This window comes from uncultured Lacinutrix sp. (assembly GCF_947500325.1).
In the GTDB taxonomy this organism is placed as follows: domain Bacteria; phylum Bacteroidota; class Bacteroidia; order Flavobacteriales; family Flavobacteriaceae; genus Lacinutrix.
The window spans coordinates 35,476-55,811 of sequence record NZ_CANMRQ010000018.1; the positions used below are offsets into that span (position 1 = coordinate 35,476).

Here is a 20,336-nt window from a genome sequence, read left to right on the forward strand (position 1 = left end):
TGTTTAAAAATTTAGAACAGCTAAGTGCAAAGAAACGATAAAAAAAAAATATGCCTTGTAGTGTCTTCACTTGGTCAAGGAGGCGCACAAAAAGTAGGAGCTTTACTCTCTGTTATGTTAGATAATTTAGGGCATGATGTACATATTGTAAGCGTTTTAGATATTATAGACTTTAATTATAAAGGGACGCTTTTTAATCTAGGAGCATTAAAAGTAAGTCGTTTTCAAAGATTTTTAGCATTTAAAAATTATTTAAAAAAGGAACGCTTTGATTGTATAATAGATAATCGTTCTAGAGTTCAGGCTGTAAGAGATTTTATTGTAATTAAATTAATATATAATATTCCTACATTGTATGTAGTTCATAATTATAAAACTAATCATGCATTTTCAAAATACAATTGGTTAAACAAATGGCTTTACCAAAATGAAATGCTAGTTATGGTTTCTAAAGCAGCTGAAGAAAAATTTAAGAGTAAATTTAAATTAAAACATACCGAAACTATATATAATCCAGTAGATTTTGAAGCATTAGAACAACAAGCAAGTGCAGTTGATGACCATGAGTTTAAACTTGATAAATATATTTTGTTCTTTGGAAGACTTAGTGAGCATCATAAAAATTTGAAATTTTTATTACAATCTTATAAAAACTCAATTTTAATAGAAAATGGATATAAATTGGTCCTTTTGGGAAGCGGAAATGACAAAGAAGAATTAAAGGAACATGTAAAGACTTTAGGTATTCAACCTAATGTAGAATTTATATCTTATATAAAGAACCCATTACCATATGTAAAACGTGCAAAATTTACAGTTTTAACTAGTAATTTTGAAGGTTTTCCAATGGTGTTATTAGAGTCTTTAGCACTAAGCACACCGGTAGTTTCTGTTAATTGTAAATCTGGTCCAAGTGAAATCTTGGTTAATAATAAAAATGGATTACTTGTTGAGCAGAATAATGAAGAGGCCTTTGTAAATGCAATGAATAGCTTTATATTAGACAAAAAATTGTATCTAAATTGCAAAGAAAACGCTAAAGCAAGTATTCAAAAGTTTGCAATACAAGCAATTGCAAAAAAATGGGAGAAAGCTATTTTTGAGCTTACAAATTAGTTAATGAAAAATACTACAATAGCATCAACTAGGATAATAGAAATTCCTAAAATTGAAGACCCTAAAGGACGTGGTAATTTGTCTGTAATAGAAAAAGACTGCGTGCCTTTTGATATTAAGCGTGTATATTATTTATACGATGTGCCTAGTACTTCGTATCGTGGCGGTCATGCTCATAAAGAATTACAACAGTTGTTATTGCCCTTAAGTGGTAGTTTCGATGTTATGTTAAAAGATGGGAAAGAAACTAAAACAATAACATTAAATAAACCTAATAAAGGTTTGCTTATAGTGCCTGGTATATGGAGAGAATTAGACAATTTCTCTTCTGGAGCAGTCTGTTTAGTATTAGCTTCAGAAGTCTATAAAGAAGACGATTATATATACGATTTTGAAGACTTTATAGCTGCCAAAAAATAAACATTATTCTTTAGGTTTGTAGCTATTACACATAAAAGATATTCTATAAAGTTGTAATATTTTTATACTTGGCTTTTTTCCTAAAAGGTTATTCTTCATAGCTACTTTGAGCCATTGGTGTATGCTACTAAAAATACCAGCTAGTTTCCAGCGTTTTAATGTCATAAAAAGGTTTAATAAATCATTATCACTAGAGATAGAATTATTTTTATTATACAATTTTAATAGCGTTAAAGCAGCTTGTTCTTTTTTTCTTAAGTAAGTATCGCTTTTTTCAATGCCTAAATGGTAAACTTCATTATCAATATGTAAAACAGATATTGCTTTTAGTTTTAAAAAAGTACCAAAATAATTATCAAAACCATAACCTTTAGATGTTGGTATTTCAGAATTAATAGTTAAAAAAACAGTCTTTTTAATCAAGAAATTTGCAGAAATAATAACCTTGTATTTTTTTTTGTTTCTAATGTTAGCAGGTATTTCTTCTTTAGTTTTTCCATAAGTCCAACGTAATAAATAACTGTCTTCTGGTTTCGTGTCATGATAAGTAAATCCTCCAAAAACAGCATCGTTATTACTGTCTATAGCTTTTAAGTATTGAGCTATAAAAGTTTCGTTTTTTGGAGCCACATCTGCATCTAAAAATAGTAACCAGTCATATTGCGCTTTTTCAGCTAGAAGCTGTCTAGCTTTTACACGACCATTATTGTTTTTGTTTACAATAATAGTAGTGTGACTTAGTGTAGAATTATCATTAATATCTTTAGTACTTCCATCTTCAAGCACTAAAATTTCAAATGCTTTTTTTGTTTTAATAAGTTGTTGGTGTAGTTCTGCGATTAATGCAGAAATGTCATAATTATATGTGGGAATTAATACTGAAAGCATAAAAATTTTCTTGCCTTAAAAATACATTATTTTGCTAGGGTAAATAAAGAAAAATAGCTTTTAATTTTTAAATGATCATTTGGAAAGAAAATATTAAATTGCACTAACTAAAACCTAGTGATTTTTGGAAACTAAAACCATAGCTAATTATATTTTTAATAGCATTTTAAAGCAAAAAGAAAGTATTGCTAAACAATATAATGCTTCAAAAAATACTATTGGTTTTTTTTATATTGATGATGTGTTACCAGTAGATTTGGCAAAAAGGTGCTTTGAGGTTTTTCCTAAACCAGAAGAAATGAATATGCTAAAATCTTTAAAGGAGTATAAGTATGTCTCTGCTCAAATGAATGAGCATAACGAGTTATTAGAAAAAGTAATTTATGCTTTTCAAGATCCTAAGATTGTGAAAGTTATTGGTGAATTATGTAATATAAAATCGCTGTTTCCAGACGATTCTTTATATGCAGGCGGTTTATCTTTAATGAAGTTAGATAACTTTTTAAATCCGCATTTAGATAATTCACACGATGCTAATCGAGACCGATGGCGCGTATTAAATCTATTGTATTATGTAACGCCAAATTGGAAAAAAGAAAATGGAGGCCATTTAGAATTATGGCCTAATGGACCTAAAAAAGAGCCGTTATTAATAGAAAGTAAATTTAATAGATTAATAGTAATGGCAACGCATCAAACCTCATGGCATTCTGTTAATAAAGTAACTGTAAATGCTAGTAGGTGTTGTATTTCTAATTACTTTTTTAGCGATAATGCATTAAAAGAAAAAGATAAATTTCATGTTACTAAATTTAGAGGGCGTCCAGATCAAACATTAACAAATATTATTTTAGATGCAGATGCTCAATTACGTATGTTAGTTAGAAAAATATTTAAAAAAGGAGTACGTAAAAACCCTCATGTGTATAAAAAACTAGACAATTAAGCTTGTAAGCGTATGTTTAGAAAACAGTTTTTATTAACGCAGGAACCTTTTCAATTAATCGAAGGATTTATAGCAGAAAGTATTGGTAATTTTAATTTACAATACCATAAAGATTGTGTTTTTACTAAAGTAGTTAATAATAACTTAGAGCTTATTTTACTTGGTGAATTATATAGTTATAAAACACCAGCATTATCAAATAAGCAAATTCTTGAAAGCCTTTCAAACCTAAAAGAACTAAATGTATTTTTAGATGAAATCTCTAATTTTTATGGACAGTTTGTAGTTCTTTATAAAACGGAAAAGGATTTTGTGCTATTTAATGATGCTTGTGCGCAAGCAGAAATATATTACAGTAACGATTTTTTAAGTTTTGGATCTCAAGTAAAATTACTTCAAGAAAAAATAGAATTAATACCATATAAAAATACTCAAGCAAAAGCTTATTATAAATCTAAAGAATTTAATGAATTAAGACTTTTTATTCAAGACACTACAGATGTAAGTAATGTGAAGCATTTAATGCCAAATCATTATGTGGGGATATATGACAAAAAAGTAGTTCGGTTTTATCCAAATGCAAAACGCGAAGAAAAATCAATAGAAGAAACAGCAATAATAGTTGCTAATATGTTAAAAGGGTATATAAAAGCAATAGCATTACGACATAAAATATGTTTACCCATTACAGCAGGTTACGATAGTCGCGTATTATTTTTGGCAAGTTTGGACTTGGATTGTGATTACTTTGTTACTAAGTTTAAAAACATGCCAGAAAACCATAATGATTTAGTTATATCAAAACAACTCGCAAAACTATATAATAAACCATTCAATATTATAGACGATATTGAAATGGAGCCAAAAGATTTTGAAACAAGTTATGCGGCTAGTTTAGATAATCCTTTATTTTTAAGTCCAGATGCAGTTGGTGATAAAGTTATTATTAATGGAAATATTAGTGAGATTGGACGTAATGGATATTATTATTGTGCTAATCCTACAGCTAAAAACCTAAATAATATTAATTTTTTTAAACCCCATAAGTTTATTAGAGAAGAATATAATAAGTGGTTATCTAATAATAAATCAATTTTAAAAAAGACAAAATATCACATACTAGATATTTTTCTTTGGGAACAGTTTATGGGCATTGTACATGCTAAAGCGAAATCTCAAAATAAACAATTAGGAGTTAGTGTTGTAAGTCCATATAACTCTAGAGTATTATTAGATACTATGCTTAGAGTGGATAGAGATAATCGAGATAGAATGGATAATGCACTATATAATAAAATGATAGCTTATTTATCTAATAACAACCAAGAAGTAATTAATTTACCTATAAATCCAAGTAAAGAAAAAAGTAGGTATTTAATATTTAAAAGACTAGGTCTACACAAAGCCTATAGTACATTAAAAGTAAAATTAAAATCGCTATAAAGTTGAAAAATAATTATAAGCTATATGGAATTATTGTTTTAGGATTTTGCCTAACACTAATTCAGTTTGCGTCTAATCGTAGTTTATGGTTAGACGAAGCTAAATTAGCGTATAGTATTATCGATAGAGACTTCCTAGGTTTGTTAGCGCCATTAGATAGCGGACAAATGGCTCCAATACTCTATTTATGGATAACAAAGTGCTTTAATTATTTATTTGGAGATTATGATTTAGCTTTAAGAATATTTCCCTTATTATGTTTTTTAGTATCTATTGTTTTAGTCGTTAAATGGAGTGCGTTATTAGTTAAAAATAAGACTATACTTCTTATTATTACAGCATTATATTGCTTGTGCCCAACATTAATATATTATAGCTCAGAAGTAAAGCAGTATAGTACAGATGTAATGGTCTTTTTATTGTTATTATACTGTTATTTTAAAGATTATAAAACCCAAAAAAGTAAATGGATTGTTTTAAGTTTAGTTGGTGTTTTAGCAGTTACATTAAGTAACGTTTCTATTATAGTATTTTTCGTTTTAGGGCTGTATACTCTTGTTTTTGAAGTGAAAAACCTAAAAACTTTAGTTATCCCTTTTTCAATATGGTTACTAGCTTTTTCAGCCTATTATTTTACTTTTTTACATCAACATCCTTCAAGAGCATTAATGAAGAATTATTGGGAATTTGCTTTTATGCCTATAAACCCATTTTCTATAGAGTTTTGGCAATGGTCTTACAAAGCTATCACTTTGGTTTTTACTAAATTATTAGGGTTTAGCGATCGATTTTATTTTTATATATTGATTATTATTTTCTATTGTATTGGTATTGTTTCTTTATTAAAAAAGAAAAACTATAAACTTCTATTTATTCTTACTGTTCCAATTATTGTTCACTTATTACTATCTAGTTTAAAGCTATATCCATTTTTTACACGTATTATTTTGTACCAGGTGCCATTATACTTTATAACTATAGCTATTGGGATGTATTACATTTATAAAAAAGTTGAAAAGCATATACATAAAAGTGTTGCTGTATTAGGTCTGTTGTTGCCATTTATTGTGTTTTCGTACATCAATGCTAAAAAAATGCCTTTTTTAAAAGAACATATAAAACCTATATATTCTTATATGAATACGCATGTAAAGCCAGAAGACAAAGTGTATGTGTTTATTGGTAATTATGATGTGTTCGATTATTATAAAAAAATAAACTATATAAACTTTAATAATGTTGTAATCCAAGGCGAGTCGCACCATTATGATTATACAGGGCACGACCAGCAATTAAGTAAGTTAAAAGGAAAAGTATGGTTTGTGTTTTCGCATGTATTCAAGTCTGGAAATACAGGGGAATTAGAATCTAGATATATTATAGATTACTATAAAGACAAAGCAGAAACACTATATAAAATAGAAGAAGGTACTAATGCTGCTTATCTTTTAGATATAAAGTAAAACTATTAAGCTCTACGCTGTACAACTTCAAAAACTTTATTGTCCTCACATTTTAAAGTCTTGCTTGGGTATTTTAAAAGTAACGCATAATCGTGAGTTGCCATTAAAATGGTATTTCCATTTTTATTAATTTCTTGAAGTACTTCCATAACCTCAATACTGGTTTGCGGATCTAGATTTCCAGTAGGTTCATCGGCTAAAATTAATTCAGGATCGTTTAATAAAGCACGAGCAATAGCGATACGCTGTTGTTCTCCACCAGATAATTCATGAGGGAATTTAAAGCCAGTGGTTTTCATACCTACTTTATCAAGTACTTCTTCCATTCTTGTTTCCATAGCGCTTTTGTCTTTCCATCCAGTAGCTTTTAAAACAAATAATAAATTATCGTTTACAGTACGATCTGTTAATAATTTAAAATCTTGAAATACAACACCAAGCTTACGTCTTAAAAAAGGAATGTCTTTTTCTTGAAGTGTTTTTAAATTAAAATCAACAATGCTACCATCTCCAACTTTTAAGGGGATATCGGCATATAAGGTTTTCATGAAACTACTTTTTCCAGATCCCGTTTTCCCAATTAAATACACAAAATCACCTTTATCCATTTTTACATTAACATCAGATAAGACAAGATTAAGTCCTTGAAAAATAGATGCGTCTTTAAATTCTAAAATGGTATTTGGCATATTTAATTTAATTTTTTCTGAAGTATTTTGTCTTAAAACGGAAAGAAAAACACGATGTTGTAAATGTATCATTTTAGTTGAAATTATAAAAATGACAACCTCATTTTTAATAATAAAATTTCAACGTTTAATAACTCGGTTTATAATTATAATAAAAATCTAGCGTTAAGATATTAGTATTAATTTATCTTTGAGTTTTAATAAATTCAAGTATAAAAATTCACAGTCAATGACTAGAAATCATATAATAACTGTTCTTTTTGCAATGGTATTTAGTATCAATGCATTCGGACAACAATCTGCTGCGTATACTAATCCTTTTGTAGACTATCAAAAAGCATTGTCGCTATATAATAACCAACAATTTTTGGCAGCTCAAGCCATTTTTAGTCAGATAAAAAAGAACACGCAAGAAGATGTTATAAAAAGTGATTGTGCTTATTATATAGCTAATTGTGCAGTACGATTAAACCAGCAAAATGCAGATCAATTAATAGAGAAATTTGTTGAAGACTACCCAACAAGTACTAAAAAGAATACAGCCTTTATAGATGTAGCAGATTATTATTTTGAAAATGAAAAATATGCCTATGCTCAAAAATGGTATGAAAAAGTAGATGAGGAAGCTTTAGCTAGATCTGAGCAAGAGAAATATAACTTTAATAATGGTTATGTTGCCTTTCATACAAAGAACTATAAGGATGCCAAAAAATATTTAAATAGAGTAGAATCTTCTGAAGAATATGGTTCGCAAGCCAAATATTATATTGGTTTTATGGCTTATGAAGGCGATGATTATGATAAGGCTAATGAATACTTTGATCAAGTTAAAGATCAAGAGAAATACCAAGAGAAACTGTCTTATTATCAAGCTGATTTAAATTTTAAATTAGGAAAATTTGAAAAAGCCATAGAACTAGCAAAAACAAGATTAGACGATAGTAATGAAGAAGAAGTGTCTGAGTTATCTAAAATAATAGGAGAAAGTTATTTTAATCTTGAAAAGTATGCCGAAGCTATTCCTTATTTAACAGAGTACAAGGGCAAAAAAGGAAGATGGAATAATACAGACTATTACCAATTGGGCTATGCACATTATAAGCAAAATGATTACGAAAAAGCGATTTCAGAATTTAATAAGATAGTTGATGGTAATAATAGTGTGGCGCAAAATGCATACTACCATTTAGGAGAAAGTTATATAAAATTAAATAAAAAACAAGAAGCTTTAAATGCGTTTAGAAATGCATCACAAATGGATTTTGATCTTAAAATTCAAGAAGATGCATGGCTTAATTATGCTAAAATTAGTTACGATATAGGTAATCCGTATCAATCTGTACCGCAAGTGTTATCTGGTTACTTAAATAAATATCCAGAAACGACTTTTAAAACGGAGATAGAAACGTTATTAATAGATTCTTACATCACATCAAAGAATTATAAAGAAGCGCTTACGCTTTTAAAAGGAAAAAATAGTCCAGAATATAAGGCTGCGTATCAAAAAGTAGCATTTTACCGTGGTATAGAGTTATTTAATGAAAGCAATTATAAAGAAGCAAAAGACTTATTTGAAAGCTCTTTAAAGCAACCGCAAGATGCTAAGTATGTTGCAAGAGCAACATTTTGGAAAGCAGAAACAGATTATAACTTAACTAATTATAGTGATGCTTTAAATGGATTTCAGACGTTTCAGCAAATGGCAACTCAAGATTTGCCAGAGGCTAAAAATTTAGATTATAACATAGCCTATACGTATTTTAAACAGAAGGATTATGCGCAAGCAACCCAGTACTTTAAAAACTTTACTACAAATAGAAAAGAAGATAAAATAAGACTTAATGATGCTTACTTGCGTTTAGCAGATGGTTATTTTGTGTCTAGTAGTTATGATGCAGCTATTGCAGCATACAATGAAGCATTAAGTATAAACAAAATAGAATCGGATTATGCCTTTTTTCAAAAAGCAATTAGTTATGGATATTTAGGTCAAGAAAGCAAAAAGATTTCAGAATTAGAGGCCTTTATTATAGAATATCCTGAGTCTAAATTACGAGATGATGCCATGTATACTTTAGGTAATGCCTATGTAAAAACTGGTAATACAGATAAAGCAATGTCTACTTATAATAGATTGACATTAGAACATAGTAACAGTACTTTTATTTCAAATACATTGCTTCGCCATGGATTATTATATTATAATAAAAGTGAAAATCAAGAAGCGTTAACTAAGTTTAAAAAAGTTGCAAAAGACTACCCTGGATCACCAGAAGCAAATCAAGCAGTGTTGACAGCGCGATTAATTTATATAGATATTGGAAAAGTTGATGAGTATGCTGCTTGGGTTAAAACATTAGATTATGTTGAGGTAACAGATGCCGATTTAGATAATGCAACATACCAATCTGCAGAAAAACAATATTTAGATGGCAATACTAATGCAGCTATTAAGCAATTTGAAAAATATATAAGAGGTTTCGAAAATGGTTTACATGCTAATCAAGCGCATTTTTATTTAGCGCAGCTGTATTTCAAAAAGGATGATATGCAAAAAGCAGCACCGCATTACCGTTATGTTGTAAAAGCATCTCAAAGCGAATTTACAGAAGAAGCACTACTTAGATTATCTCAAATTACTTTAGAAAATAAAGATTGGGCTGGCGCTATTCCTATTCTAGAAAGATTAGAGATAGAAGCTAACTTTCCACAAAATAGTTTATTTGCACAATCTAATTTAATGCAGGCAAACTATCAATTAAATAATTATGATGCAGCGGTTAGTTATGCAGAAAAAGTGCTAGCTAATGTTAATCTAGACAATAAAGTAAAAAGCGATGCTCAAGTTATTATTGCACGTTCTGCAATAAAAACAGGGGACGAGGATAAAGCAAAAACAGCGTATGCTAAAGTAGAGCAAACAGCAACAGGTGAAACAGCAGCAGAAGCTTTGTATTATAATGCTTACTTTAAAAATAAAGAAGGGCAATACCAAAATTCTCTTAAAGCGACACAGCGTCTAGTTAAAGACTATTCAAGTTACAGGTATTATGGCGCAAAGGGATTAATAGTTATGGCAAAAAACCAATATGCTTTAAATGATGCCTTTCAAGCGACTTATATTTTAGAAAGTATTCCAAAGAATTTTGGTGAGTTTGATGATGTTGTTACTGAAGCTGCAGAAGAACTAAATAAAATTAAAGCTGAGCAAGCAAAAACGAATGCTTCTGTAGAAACAGAAGATTAAAAATTATAAATCATAATTCGTAAATCGTAATTAAAAATTATGTTTAATAGAAAACAAATCATATTATTAATAGCATCTTTAGTATCTACAGTGCTTTTTGCCCAAGAGCGTGAGCAAGATACATTGAATCCAGATGTTATTAATGTTATAAAACCATATACGCCAACAATTTCTGATGCTTTTAAAGTTAAAGAATCACCAACTTTAGATGATGATGAAACATTGGCAAAAAAAGATATTAATTATAATATTTTTTCATTTCCTGTTGCGTCTACATTTACACCAGCTAAAGGAAAAGCTGCTGTAGTAGATAAAGCTAAAAAGATGAAATTGTATGATAATTATGCCACTTTAGGTGTTGGTTCTTATACAACGGTTCTTGGGGAAGTGTATTTAAATCATGAATTAGGTCGTGGAGAAAGTGTTAGTGCACATCTTGGGCATCACTCTTCTCAAGGAGGTATAGATAATGTTTTTGTTGATGATGATTTTTCAGATTCTAAATTGAATCTAGCTTATAGTAAAAGAGATAAAAACATGAGTTGGATGCTAAATGGAGGCTTTCAATTACAAAAGTTTAATTGGTATGGCTTACCAAGTTACTTAGTAGGAACTTCAACTATTCCAACCGAAACAGTAAATGGATTAGATGTTGGTCATACATTTACTAATGCTCATATTGGCGGAGACATTTCTTTTGAAGATTCTTATTTTAAAAGCGCTAACGTTTTGTTTAGGCGTTTTGGAGACAACCAAGGTTCTGGGGAAAATAGGTTTGTGCTTAAAGGCGTTGCAGACATTCCAATAAAAGATGAAAGTCTATTAACAGCTGTGACATTAGATTATTTAGGTGGTGGTTTTGATAGAAACTATTTTACAGATACAGAATTAAATTATAGTAATTTTCAATTAGCTGTTTCTCCAACTTACGAGCTTAAAGAAGATGATTTAACAGTTAATTTGGGTGCTACATTAACCTATTTAAACGATGGCGAAGCAGGTGCTAATAAATTTTATATCTATCCAAATATTAGTGCATCTTATAGGCTGTTAGAAGAAACAGTTATAGCTTTTGGAAGTGTAAAAGGTGGTTTAATTCAGAATTCGTACTATGACTACGCTAGTGAAAACGCATTTGTGTCTCCTACATTATTTATTGTGCCAACAGATCAACAATATAATGCTACTGTTGGTTTTAGAGGGAAATTATCTAATGCATTAAGTTATGTTGTTAGCGGAAGCTATAAAGCAGAAAGAGATAAAGGTTTATTTCAAAATAATTTGGTGCCTTATGGCTTTAATAGTGATGAAGCTTATCAATATGGAAACTCTTTTGGTATTGTTTACGATGATGTTAATACATTTGCAATTGCAGGAGAATTAAAGTTTGATCTTAATAGAAACTTTACATTAGGCATTAAAGGAGAATACTTTTCTTATAATACAAAAGGGCAAGAAGAAGCATGGAATTTACCAGATATTAAAGCTTCTGTGTTTTTAGATTACCAAATTTCTCAACAATGGTTTGCTGGTGCAAATATTTTTTATGTAGGAGAAAGAAAAGACTTAATAGGTTTTAATACCGTAACAAATACAACATTACCAACATTTTTAAACCCAACAGAAACGGTGACTTTGGGTGCTTTTTTAGATGTTAATGCACATCTAGGTTACCATCTTAATGAGCGCTGGTCTGTTTATCTTAAAGGAAATAACCTTGCAGAAGGCACCTATAATAAATGGTTAAATACTAGAGTACAAAGTGTACAGGTTTTAGCAGGTGCTACTTATAAATTTGATTTCTAATACAAAGACATGATACTTATTCTAAAACGTCCTCTAATGAGGACGTTTTTATTATTATATTTATCTTAAAATTTTAAAAAATGAAAAAACCGATACTTCTAATAATACTTTTAATAGCGTTTAGTTGCACTACAGATAAAACAGAAGTAGATGCTATTGTTACTAATGCAAATGTATATACTGTAAATTCAAGTTTTGATAAGGCTGAAGCATTTGCTATTAAAGATGGAAAGTTTATAGCTATTGGAAGTACTTTAGAAATTCAAAAAAACTATTCAGCAAAAAATAGTATTGATGCTCAAGGTAAAACTATTGTTCCTGGTTTAATAGACGCACATTGTCATTTTTATAACTTAGGATTAAATAAACAGACTGTTAATTTAGTGGGAACGAATAGTTTTGATGATGTTATGAAACGTGTTCTAGATTTTCAGCAATTAAAGAATACTAATTTCATTATTGGCCGTGGTTGGGACCAAAACGATTGGGAAGATAAAGAGTATCCTAATAAAATATTATTAGACAAATTGTTTCCAAAAACACCTGTTGCATTAACACGTATAGATGGGCATGCTATGTTGTGTAATCAAGCTGCTTTAGATTTAGCTAAAATAACACCTAGAACGAAAGTAACTGGAGGAGAAATTAAAATTGATAAAGGAGAATTAACAGGTATATTGATAGATAACCCTATGGAATTGGTAGAGGCCATTTTTCCTAAGCCATCAAGAAAACAACAAATAGAAGTATTATTAGAAGCGCAAACATATTGTACTAATTTAGGATTAACAACGGTTTCAGATGCTGGCTTAGATAAACAAGTTATCGAATTAATAGATAGTTTGCAGAAAGCTAATGCATTAAGCATGCGAGTATATGCTATGATTAGTAATAAAAAAGAAAACTTAGATTATTACTTGAAAAAAGGAAAAATAAAAACAGATAGGCTTAATGTACAATCTGTTAAAGTATATGCAGACGGTGCTTTAGGATCTCGTGGTGCAGTTTTAAAGCAGCCTTATAATGATGAGCATGACCATTATGGTGCTATGGTTATTGGCACAAAAGATTATGAAGTTTTAGCAAAGAAAATAGAAAAAGCAGGCTACCAAATGAATACACATGCTATAGGTGATTCTGCTAATAGATTTGTATTACAAACTTATGGAAAAACCTTAGCAAATAAGAAAGATAGACGTTGGAGAGTAGAACATGCACAAGTAGTGACCGATAATGATTTTGACTATTTTAAAAATGAAAATATAGTACCTTCTATTCAACCTACACATGCAACTAGTGATATGTATTGGGCAGAAGATAGAGTAGGAGCTAAACGAGTAAAAGGTGCTTATGCTTATAAAACATTATTGGGTAAAAGTGGAAAGGTCGCTCTTGGAACAGATTTTCCAGTGGAGAAAGTGAGTCCGTTTTTAACATTTTACGCAGCTGTAGCCAGAAAAGATTTAAAAGGGTATCCAGAAAATGGTTTTCAAAAAGAAAATGCATTAAGTCGTGAAGAAACCTTGAAAGGAATGACAATTTGGGCTGCATATGCTAACTTTGAAGACCAGGAAAAAGGGAGTATAGAAGAAGGTAAATTTGCAGATTTTGTAATATTAGAACAAGATATTATGCAAGTGCCAGAAAATAAAATACCTTTAACTAAAGTAAATAGAACTTATATTAATGGTATGGCACAATAATTGTCATTGCATTAAAAGATATAATACCAATTAAAATAATATACAGTAACAGATGAAAAATATAGCAACACTCATTTTATTTTTAACCTTTTCAATAACTTCATTTGCACAAGTAGATGATTATAGTGTAGCTGTAAAAAAATGCATTACTAGTAATGGTACTATGGCTTATTATGACGACGTAATGGAGCAAATGTATGATATGCTCAAGGTGCAGTTTAAAGCAGAGAATGTTCCAGATACATTATGGGCCGAAGTAAGAAAAGGAAAAAAAGTAGCTATGGATGAATTAGCGCAAATGATAGTATCTGCTTACAAAGGACATTTTACGTTAAAAGATGTAAAAAACATGAATGCCTTGTATGCCTCTCAAGCAGGTAAAAATATGTTTAAAAAAGACGCACTTACCGAAAGTGATAAAGTCGCTTTAGGTGAATTTTATAAGACAGATACTGGTAGAAAAATTACAGGTTCACAAGATTCTATGAATGATGCTATGAGTAAAATATCTGAGATGTGGAGTAGTGATGTATACAGAGGAGTGATTGCTTTATTGTCTGAAAAAGGATATAACTTATAATATGCAAAAAAAGTTACTACTACTAATGTGCTTTATCTTTGGTGTTAATTCAGCATTTGCACAATACGGATGGACTAAAGCAGACGTGTTTTTAAAAACAGGAGACGTTAAAACAGGAGAAGCTTTTTTGCCATTACAACCATATAATGCTATTACGATTTCTTCTAATGAAATGGTTAAGTTTAGAACAGCTAGAAAAGCAAAAAAGGAAAAATTTAAGCCTAATCAAGTAGATAGTATTCTTTTTAAGGTTGAAGACAGAATTGATAAATATATCACGACTTATATAACAAAGAAAAAAAAGCGTTTAGCATTTGTACATTTAATTATAGAAGGAAACGTATCTTTAATTGGTAGAACAGAAAAAACTAATATGCAAACATCTAGGCATAATGATGTAGATCCTTGGGATATAGAAAAACCTTCATTAAGTAACTATTTTAATCACAATAGATTATTATTAATTAAAGACGGTAACGTTTTAGAACAGATTAAAATTAAAGGTTTTAGAAAAAGAGCCATGGAATTTTTTAGCGAATGCGAATTGCTAGTAAAAAAATTAGATGCAAAAGAATTCAAAAAAGAAGATCTTATAGAAATAACTGAATTTTATAATACTAATTGTATTAATTAACTCAATTTTGCCAAATAATCAAAGTGCTCGCCTTCTGCGAGCATTTCACATTTTAAACCTACTGAGGCACAAGCAATATTTAAAGTATTAAAATCTAGATATAACCATTTCATTGGTGTTTCACTTTCTCCTTTATAACTTAAAAAGTAATCAAGTTCGCCATAATAATTAGCATTCATATCTTGCCAAAAACCACCATCTTCATCTTCAAACATATATTTTATATCACTAGAATCTATTAATATTTGTCCATTTGGATTCATTAGACTTTTAATATGCTTTAAATAATAAGGAACATCTTTTAATGTTTGAAAAATACCGGTGCCATTCATTAATAATAGAATAGTGTCAAATGTTTCAGTTTCATCTAAAATAGAATGTAATTCAGTGTGTTTTACACCACGTTTTTTGCAAACAGTAATAGCGCCTTTAGAGATATCAATAGCCTTTACATTTAATCCCTTGTCTTGTAAATACAAACTATGACTTCCTGCGCCAGAACCAACATCTAGAATACTACCTTTAGATAGCTTAAGGGCTTTTTGTTCTAATACTGGCATAGCTTTATAACTTCTAAAAAGATAATCCAAGGGTAAAATGTCTTCATCAGAAATATTTGTTGAAGTAATAATATCTTCAGTAGCATTACCATTATAGAAATCTAATAGAGCGTTTCCAAAAAGGTCTTTAGTCATAGTAAATTTTATTATTCCATACTTAATACAGAATCTATTTTAATTATTTTTGTCTTATGCAAGACATTATTAATAATCTTCCAAAGCTCGCCAAAGATAAGCATAAGGAAAACAAAACCTTTTTCACTAAGCTTAAAAAGAAACCTCCAAAACAATTAGATTATATCATGCAAGAATTGCATGAAGAAGAATTTGAGAAAACAGATTGTTTAAAATGTGCTAATTGTTGTAAAACAACAGGACCATTATTTACAGATAAAGATGTAGATAGGATAGCGAAGCATTTTAAAATGAAAACACAAAAATTCGTAGAGCAATTTTTAAGAGTAGATGAAGACAATGATTATGTTTTACAAAGCGTGCCTTGTACTTTTTTAGATGCCGATAATTACTGCTCTATTTACGAGGTTAGACCCAAGGCTTGCCGTGAATTTCCACATACAGACAGGAAGAAGTTTCAACAAATTTCTAACTTAACTCTAAAAAATGTTGCTATTTGTCCAGCTGCATTTAACATTGTTGAAAAAATGAAAGCACAAATAAGAAATTAGTAAAAAAATGTTACTTTTAAAGGAATATTAATAATATATATTATGAGAAACATATTTACTTCTTTAATTGTAGTCTTATTGTTTACTAGTTCTTTAAGTGCCGATAATTGGTTGTATTCTTTTGATGATGCTAAAAAAATGGCATTGAGTACAAATAAATTAATTTTAGTCGATTTTTGGGCAACTTGGTGTGGTCCATGTAAACGAATGGATTCTGAATCATGGAGTAAAGAAGAAGTTCAATCTTTAATGAATAATTACGTTCCTGTTAAAATTGATTTAGATAAAAATAAAAGCTTGGCTCTTAAATATGGAGTAAGAGGTATACCTTATGTTTTTATAATGGATGGAAACGGTAAAGTGATTTATCAGCAAATGAGTTATAAACCAAAAAATGAGGTAATCACTTTACTTAATAAATATGCTATTAGTACTCAGTTTTTAAGCCAAGATCTTATTAATTATTATAAGAAAGATAGTTTTTCAAATGCCTATAGATTGGCCATTAAATATCAAGATTTTTGTGTATTATTAAATGAAGATTTGAGGTATAAATTTATTAAAGCTTCAGACAGTTATTTTGATGAAGCAAAAATAGCATTGAAAAAAAGTGGTTTAAAAAATAAAGATAGATTTAGTCAAAAAATTAAACTCTATGAAATTCAGAAAAAAATTATTCTTAACAACTCTAAAAAGGCTTTGAAACTACTTGATAAATTTAATAAAAATAAGCTAGATGAAAAGAATTTACAGCTATATAATTACTTGTGTTATATAGCTTATAAAAAAACGAAAAATATTGATAAGGCATCTGAGATGAGTGCTAAATTAAGTGAAAAAGACTTGAAAAAATCTGAAGTTTTTTTTAAATCTGAAGTTTAAAAAGTGGATTCTATATTACATTATTTTGAAACCATACCAACTCTTCATAGAAGTATACTTTTAGTTGGAGGTATTACACTATTTTGGTTTTTAGAAGGTGTTTTGCCCTTGTTTAATTTTACTTATAAAAAGTGGAAGCATGCAATACCAAACTTCTTTTTTACGCTAACAACTATAATCATAAATTTTGCTTTAGCTTTTTTACTTTTAGAAACCGCAGATTGGGTAACAGTTAATGATTTTGGCGTTATTAACTGGTTACCAGACATGCCATTATGGTTATATATAGTTTTAGGTGTATTGCTTCTAGATTTTATAGGTGCTTATCTAGCACATTTAACAGAGCATAAAATAAGTGTTTTATGGATGGTACACTTAGTACATCATAGCGATCATGAGGTAGATACTACCACAGCTAATAGACATCATCCTTTAGAAAGTGTTATTCGTTTTTTGTTTACTCTTGCAGGCGTTTTTATTATTGGAGCACCAATAGGAATAGTAATGTTATATCAATCCATGTCATTAGTATTTACTCAGTTTACACATGCAAATGTTAAGATGCCAAAAAAAATAGACAAACTTATTAGTTATGTACTCGTGTCTCCAGATATGCATAAAGTACATCATCATTACAAATTACCTTATACCGATTCTAATTATGGTAATATTTTTTCAATTTGGGATCGTTTATTGGGAACTTATATGTCGTTAGATAGAGAGAAAATTGTTTATGGTGTAGATACATTTCCTAATGCAGAAGAAAACGGAAGTTTAAAACACTTATTAAAACAACCATTTCATAAGTATAGAAAGCCAACTACAGAATTATAATTGTAAATTACTTAACATAAAGCTTCTAATATTATAATCTTCTTAAAAAACTTGTTGTGCTATTGAATAATTAATAGGGTTTTATTTTAACTGATTGATAATCAGATATAATTGTATTTTAGCGAACTTTTTACGCCCTTTGGCTAATAATATGTAAATTATATAATAATTAGTATGCTATACGCAAACTATATTATAGTTTTACAGTCCCTTTGAAAACTAACAATGATTGATTTATAGCGAACCAAATTAATTGTAAATTTTCAAAAAATGGAAAGATTCAAAACATTATACCTATTAATTTTCGCTTTATTAATAAGCTTAACTAGTTATTCTCAAGAAGAATTAACTTCGATTCAAAAAAATGTTAATCGAGAAGCTAATGGTTTAGAGCAACATCTTAATGCTACACGCGATACTTTAACACTTAAAAGTGATTTGGTGATTTTACGTGTTACTTTTTTAAGTCACTCAGAAAAAGATTCCGAAATTATAGATGTTGGTAACAATGAAATTAAAATACCGTTATATCATTTTAAAAAAGGACGTTATACAATAGCTGTTTATAGAGAAGATAAAATTATAGCTTTAGGAGTAAAACGCATTAATGATATTCCTGTTCCAGAAGATGCAATTGCAGATTTAGAAGAAAGCATATTAAGATCTAGTTTAAGTGCAGAAGAGCAATTAAATAGAAATATTAAACCGTTAGTAAAGAAAACACGAAATACGCGTTTAGCATCTACAAAACCTAAAGTTAAAACTAAAAAAAGAGTTGAAAAAACAAAACGAGTAGCAGCTGCAAAACCTAAACGGGTTTTAAAACCTAAAACAAAAAGAAAGCAAAAGAAAAAAAGATATACTTCTTCTAATAAAAAAACTGGTTTTGCTTTAGCAGCCGAAAGAGAAGCTGCAACTGCAAAAAAGAAAGCTATTACTAAAGTTATTGAGAAAGAAAATAAAGAAGAGGAGGTTAATGCTGCTATTGCTTCAAATAATGAACAAGAAGTTGGGACTTTGATTACGGTTACAAAAGTAACATACAATTTGTCTCAAAGAAGAAATAATAAGTCTATCCAGAAGCAAAGTCGTGAAGATTATAGAGCAAATAATTTACGCCCTAACGGTACGCCATATCAAGATTAATTGTATAATAAATACTTGTTTCTTATAATAGAAAAACTATCTAAGCCATTTTTCCAAGTGGCTTTTATTTCTTTTTCAGTTAAACCTTTTTCAATTTGATCCTGTAGTTTTTGTGTGCCTGCATGTTTTGTAAAAGAGGCAGTCTTAAAAAAGGTTTCTTTATTCTTACTATTCTTATATGCTTTAATAATATATTTTAATGTTACACCGTCTTTAGTTTTTACATTAGAAAGGTCTTCTCCATAACATAATTTATTTTTATGTTTTGGAAATTTAGCACCAAAATTTTCTTTTGGAGTGTAAGTAAAACTTAAAGCAGTACTATCTAGAAAAGGTGCCCCATAACGTTGGAACTGAAATTCTGTACCACGACCAGCATTAATTGTAGTGCCTTCAAATAAACCTAAGCTTGGATAGAGTTTTATAGATTGATCATTGGGTAAATTTGGTGATGGACGTAGCGGTAAGCTATAAGGTTTGTCGTGTGTATAGTGTTTCATTTTAATTATAGTTAAATCACACTTTACGTTGTTTGCAAGCCAAGATTCACCATTAATCATTGTAGCATATTCTCCAATGGTTAAACCATGAACCAATGGTATAGTATGCATACCTAAAAAACTAGTATGCTTAGGTTCCATAGTTGGACCATCTATGTAGTGGCCATTTGGATTTGGTCTATCTAATACTATAACAGATATATTGTTTTCAGCACAAGCTTCCATAACATGATGTAATGTAGAAATGTAAGTATAAAAACGAACACCAACATCTTGTATGTCAAAAACAACAATATCTAGATCTTTTAATTGTGTGAGAGAAGGTTTTTTATTTTTGCCGTATAGAGATGTAATTGGTAAGCCCGTTTTGGTATCTAAACCATCTTTTACTAATTCTCCTGCATCTACATTGCCTCTAAAACCATGTTCAGGCGAAAACACTTTTTTTATATTAACATTTAATAAGAGTAATGAATCTACAATATGAGTGAAACTTTTTACTTTTATTTTTTCACTTTTATCTTTAAAAATCACAGAAGTTTGATTAGCTACAATACCAACACGTTTGCCTTCTAATAACTTGATATAGGTTTCTGTTTGGTTAGCTCCAATAATTATTGGTTTTATACTATCTGTTTTATTGTCTATAACTTCTTTAGTTTGTGTATTAGAATTATGATTTGAAACCGCATTATTTGAGTTAGATTTTGGTTTCTTATTGTTAGCACAAGAAAAACCTAAAAAAAGAAATAATAAAACTGTATTTTTGACAAAAGTTAACCGCATATATATA

The 20,336-nt window shown here is 29.3% G+C and carries 18 protein-coding genes; 14 read left to right on the plus strand and 4 right to left on the minus strand.

The genetic code is table 11. The features are described from left to right. Positions 1-24 precede the first annotated feature (24 nt). Positions 25-1,116 carry a glycosyltransferase gene (locus tag Q0997_RS16440; protein ID WP_299890759.1) on the plus strand — a complete coding sequence of 364 codons (1,092 nt, stop codon included), beginning with the start codon at positions 25-27 and terminating at the stop codon, positions 1,114-1,116. Positions 1,117-1,119: 3 nt separating this feature from the next. Continuing rightward, positions 1,120-1,536: an FdtA/QdtA family cupin domain-containing protein gene (locus tag Q0997_RS16445; protein WP_299890760.1), complete on the plus strand. Its 417-nt coding sequence runs from the start codon at positions 1,120-1,122 to the stop codon at positions 1,534-1,536. A gap of 3 nt (positions 1,537-1,539) precedes the next feature. Here the strand turns inward: Q0997_RS16445 and Q0997_RS16450 are convergent, their stop codons facing one another. After that, positions 1,540-2,424 carry a glycosyltransferase family 2 protein gene (locus tag Q0997_RS16450; RefSeq protein WP_299890762.1) on the minus strand — a complete coding sequence of 295 codons (885 nt, stop codon included), beginning with the start codon at positions 2,422-2,424 and terminating at the stop codon, positions 1,540-1,542. A 124-nt stretch (positions 2,425-2,548) separates the two neighbouring features. Here Q0997_RS16450 and Q0997_RS16455 point away from each other — a divergent pair, with 124 nt between their 5' ends. From Q0997_RS16455 to Q0997_RS16465, 3 genes are read left to right on the plus strand one after another with little or no spacing between them, the layout of a single operon-like run. After that, positions 2,549-3,370, plus strand: coding sequence for a 2OG-Fe(II) oxygenase (locus Q0997_RS16455; protein WP_299890764.1), 822 nt, complete (start codon positions 2,549-2,551; stop codon positions 3,368-3,370). Between the two features lie 12 nt (positions 3,371-3,382). Continuing rightward, positions 3,383-4,813, plus strand: coding sequence for a hypothetical protein (locus tag Q0997_RS16460; protein ID WP_299890766.1), 1,431 nt, complete (start codon positions 3,383-3,385; stop codon positions 4,811-4,813). Between the two features lie 2 nt (positions 4,814-4,815). Beyond that, on the plus strand, positions 4,816-6,276 hold the full coding sequence (locus Q0997_RS16465; RefSeq protein WP_299890768.1) for a glycosyltransferase family 39 protein: 1,461 nt from the start codon (positions 4,816-4,818) through the stop codon (positions 6,274-6,276). A gap of 5 nt (positions 6,277-6,281) precedes the next feature. Here the strand turns inward: Q0997_RS16465 and Q0997_RS16470 are convergent, their stop codons facing one another. Next, positions 6,282-6,965: a cell division ATP-binding protein FtsE gene (locus tag Q0997_RS16470; RefSeq protein ID WP_299890807.1), complete on the minus strand. Its 684-nt coding sequence runs from the start codon at positions 6,963-6,965 to the stop codon at positions 6,282-6,284. A 229-nt stretch (positions 6,966-7,194) separates the two neighbouring features. Between Q0997_RS16470 and Q0997_RS16475 the strand changes: the two genes are divergently transcribed. The 5 genes from Q0997_RS16475 (at position 7,195) to Q0997_RS16495 (ending at position 14,935) form a co-directional block, all read left to right on the plus strand. Continuing rightward, a complete protein-coding gene (locus tag Q0997_RS16475; RefSeq protein WP_299890769.1) occupies positions 7,195-10,212 on the plus strand; it encodes a tetratricopeptide repeat protein in 3,018 nt (1,005 codons plus the stop codon). A 39-nt stretch (positions 10,213-10,251) separates the two neighbouring features. Further along, entirely contained in the window at positions 10,252-12,018 is a 1,767-nt protein-coding gene (locus Q0997_RS16480) for a TonB-dependent receptor (RefSeq protein ID WP_299890771.1), read from the plus strand. An 80-nt stretch (positions 12,019-12,098) separates the two neighbouring features. Next, positions 12,099-13,721, plus strand: coding sequence for an amidohydrolase (locus Q0997_RS16485; protein WP_299890772.1), 1,623 nt, complete (start codon positions 12,099-12,101; stop codon positions 13,719-13,721). Positions 13,722-13,773: 52 nt separating this feature from the next. Next, complete coding sequence (locus tag Q0997_RS16490) at positions 13,774-14,301, plus strand: hypothetical protein (RefSeq protein ID WP_299890774.1); 528 nt, start codon at positions 13,774-13,776, stop codon at positions 14,299-14,301. 1 nt (position 14,302) lies between these two features. Beyond that, the gene (locus Q0997_RS16495) at positions 14,303-14,935 is read left to right on the plus strand and encodes a hypothetical protein (RefSeq protein ID WP_299890776.1); all 633 of its coding nucleotides are present in this window, start codon (positions 14,303-14,305) and stop codon (positions 14,933-14,935) included. On the opposite strand, the gene Q0997_RS16500 is transcribed toward Q0997_RS16495, so the two are convergent. Next, complete coding sequence (locus tag Q0997_RS16500; RefSeq protein ID WP_299890778.1) at positions 14,932-15,630, minus strand: methyltransferase domain-containing protein; 699 nt, start codon at positions 15,628-15,630, stop codon at positions 14,932-14,934. The genes Q0997_RS16495 and Q0997_RS16500 overlap by 4 nt on opposite strands. Before the next feature lie 56 nt (positions 15,631-15,686). On the opposite strand from Q0997_RS16500, the gene Q0997_RS16505 reads away from it, so the two are divergent. The 4 genes from Q0997_RS16505 (at position 15,687) to Q0997_RS16520 (ending at position 19,043) form a co-directional block, all read left to right on the plus strand. Then, positions 15,687-16,181 (plus strand): YkgJ family cysteine cluster protein, encoded by a 495-nt coding sequence (locus Q0997_RS16505; RefSeq protein WP_299890780.1) that lies wholly within the window; start codon positions 15,687-15,689, stop codon positions 16,179-16,181. 42 nt (positions 16,182-16,223) lie between these two features. Next, positions 16,224-17,063, plus strand: coding sequence for a thioredoxin domain-containing protein (locus Q0997_RS16510; RefSeq protein WP_299890782.1), 840 nt, complete (start codon positions 16,224-16,226; stop codon positions 17,061-17,063). A 3-nt stretch (positions 17,064-17,066) separates the two neighbouring features. Further along, complete coding sequence (locus tag Q0997_RS16515; RefSeq protein ID WP_299890783.1) at positions 17,067-17,897, plus strand: sterol desaturase family protein; 831 nt, start codon at positions 17,067-17,069, stop codon at positions 17,895-17,897. Positions 17,898-18,167: 270 nt separating this feature from the next. Further along, positions 18,168-19,043, plus strand: a complete 876-nt coding sequence (locus tag Q0997_RS16520) for a hypothetical protein (protein WP_299890785.1) — start codon at positions 18,168-18,170, stop codon at positions 19,041-19,043. On the opposite strand, the gene Q0997_RS16525 is transcribed toward Q0997_RS16520, so the two are convergent. Further along, positions 19,040-20,329, minus strand: a complete 1,290-nt coding sequence (locus Q0997_RS16525) for a DUF1343 domain-containing protein (protein ID WP_299890787.1) — start codon at positions 20,327-20,329, stop codon at positions 19,040-19,042. The genes Q0997_RS16520 and Q0997_RS16525 overlap by 4 nt on opposite strands. Positions 20,330-20,336: the final 7 nt, after the last annotated feature.

Bases quoted from the DNA above. Each gene is read 5' to 3' on its own strand.
- Q0997_RS16445 (WP_299890760.1), top strand. From the start codon at position 1,120: ATGAAAAATACTACAATAGCATCAACTAGGATAATAGAAATTCCTAAA.
- Q0997_RS16470 (WP_299890807.1), bottom strand. From the start codon at position 6,965: ATGCCAAATACCATTTTAGAATTTAAAGACGCATCTATTTTTCAAGGA.
- Q0997_RS16520 (WP_299890785.1), top strand. From the start codon at position 18,168: ATGGAAAGATTCAAAACATTATACCTATTAATTTTCGCTTTATTAATA.
- Q0997_RS16500 (WP_299890778.1), bottom strand. From the start codon at position 15,630: ATGACTAAAGACCTTTTTGGAAACGCTCTATTAGATTTCTATAATGGT.
- Q0997_RS16480 (WP_299890771.1), top strand. From the start codon at position 10,252: ATGTTTAATAGAAAACAAATCATATTATTAATAGCATCTTTAGTATCT.
- Q0997_RS16450 (WP_299890762.1), bottom strand. From the start codon at position 2,424: ATGCTTTCAGTATTAATTCCCACATATAATTATGACATTTCTGCATTA.
- Q0997_RS16475 (WP_299890769.1), top strand. From the start codon at position 7,195: ATGACTAGAAATCATATAATAACTGTTCTTTTTGCAATGGTATTTAGT.
- Q0997_RS16490 (WP_299890774.1), top strand. From the start codon at position 13,774: ATGAAAAATATAGCAACACTCATTTTATTTTTAACCTTTTCAATAACT.
- Q0997_RS16460 (WP_299890766.1), top strand. From the start codon at position 3,383: ATGTTTAGAAAACAGTTTTTATTAACGCAGGAACCTTTTCAATTAATC.
- Q0997_RS16510 (WP_299890782.1), top strand. From the start codon at position 16,224: ATGAGAAACATATTTACTTCTTTAATTGTAGTCTTATTGTTTACTAGT.
- Q0997_RS16495 (WP_299890776.1), top strand. From the start codon at position 14,303: ATGCAAAAAAAGTTACTACTACTAATGTGCTTTATCTTTGGTGTTAAT.
- Q0997_RS16505 (WP_299890780.1), top strand. From the start codon at position 15,687: ATGCAAGACATTATTAATAATCTTCCAAAGCTCGCCAAAGATAAGCAT.
- Q0997_RS16485 (WP_299890772.1), top strand. From the start codon at position 12,099: ATGAAAAAACCGATACTTCTAATAATACTTTTAATAGCGTTTAGTTGC.
- Q0997_RS16525 (WP_299890787.1), bottom strand. From the start codon at position 20,329: ATGCGGTTAACTTTTGTCAAAAATACAGTTTTATTATTTCTTTTTTTA.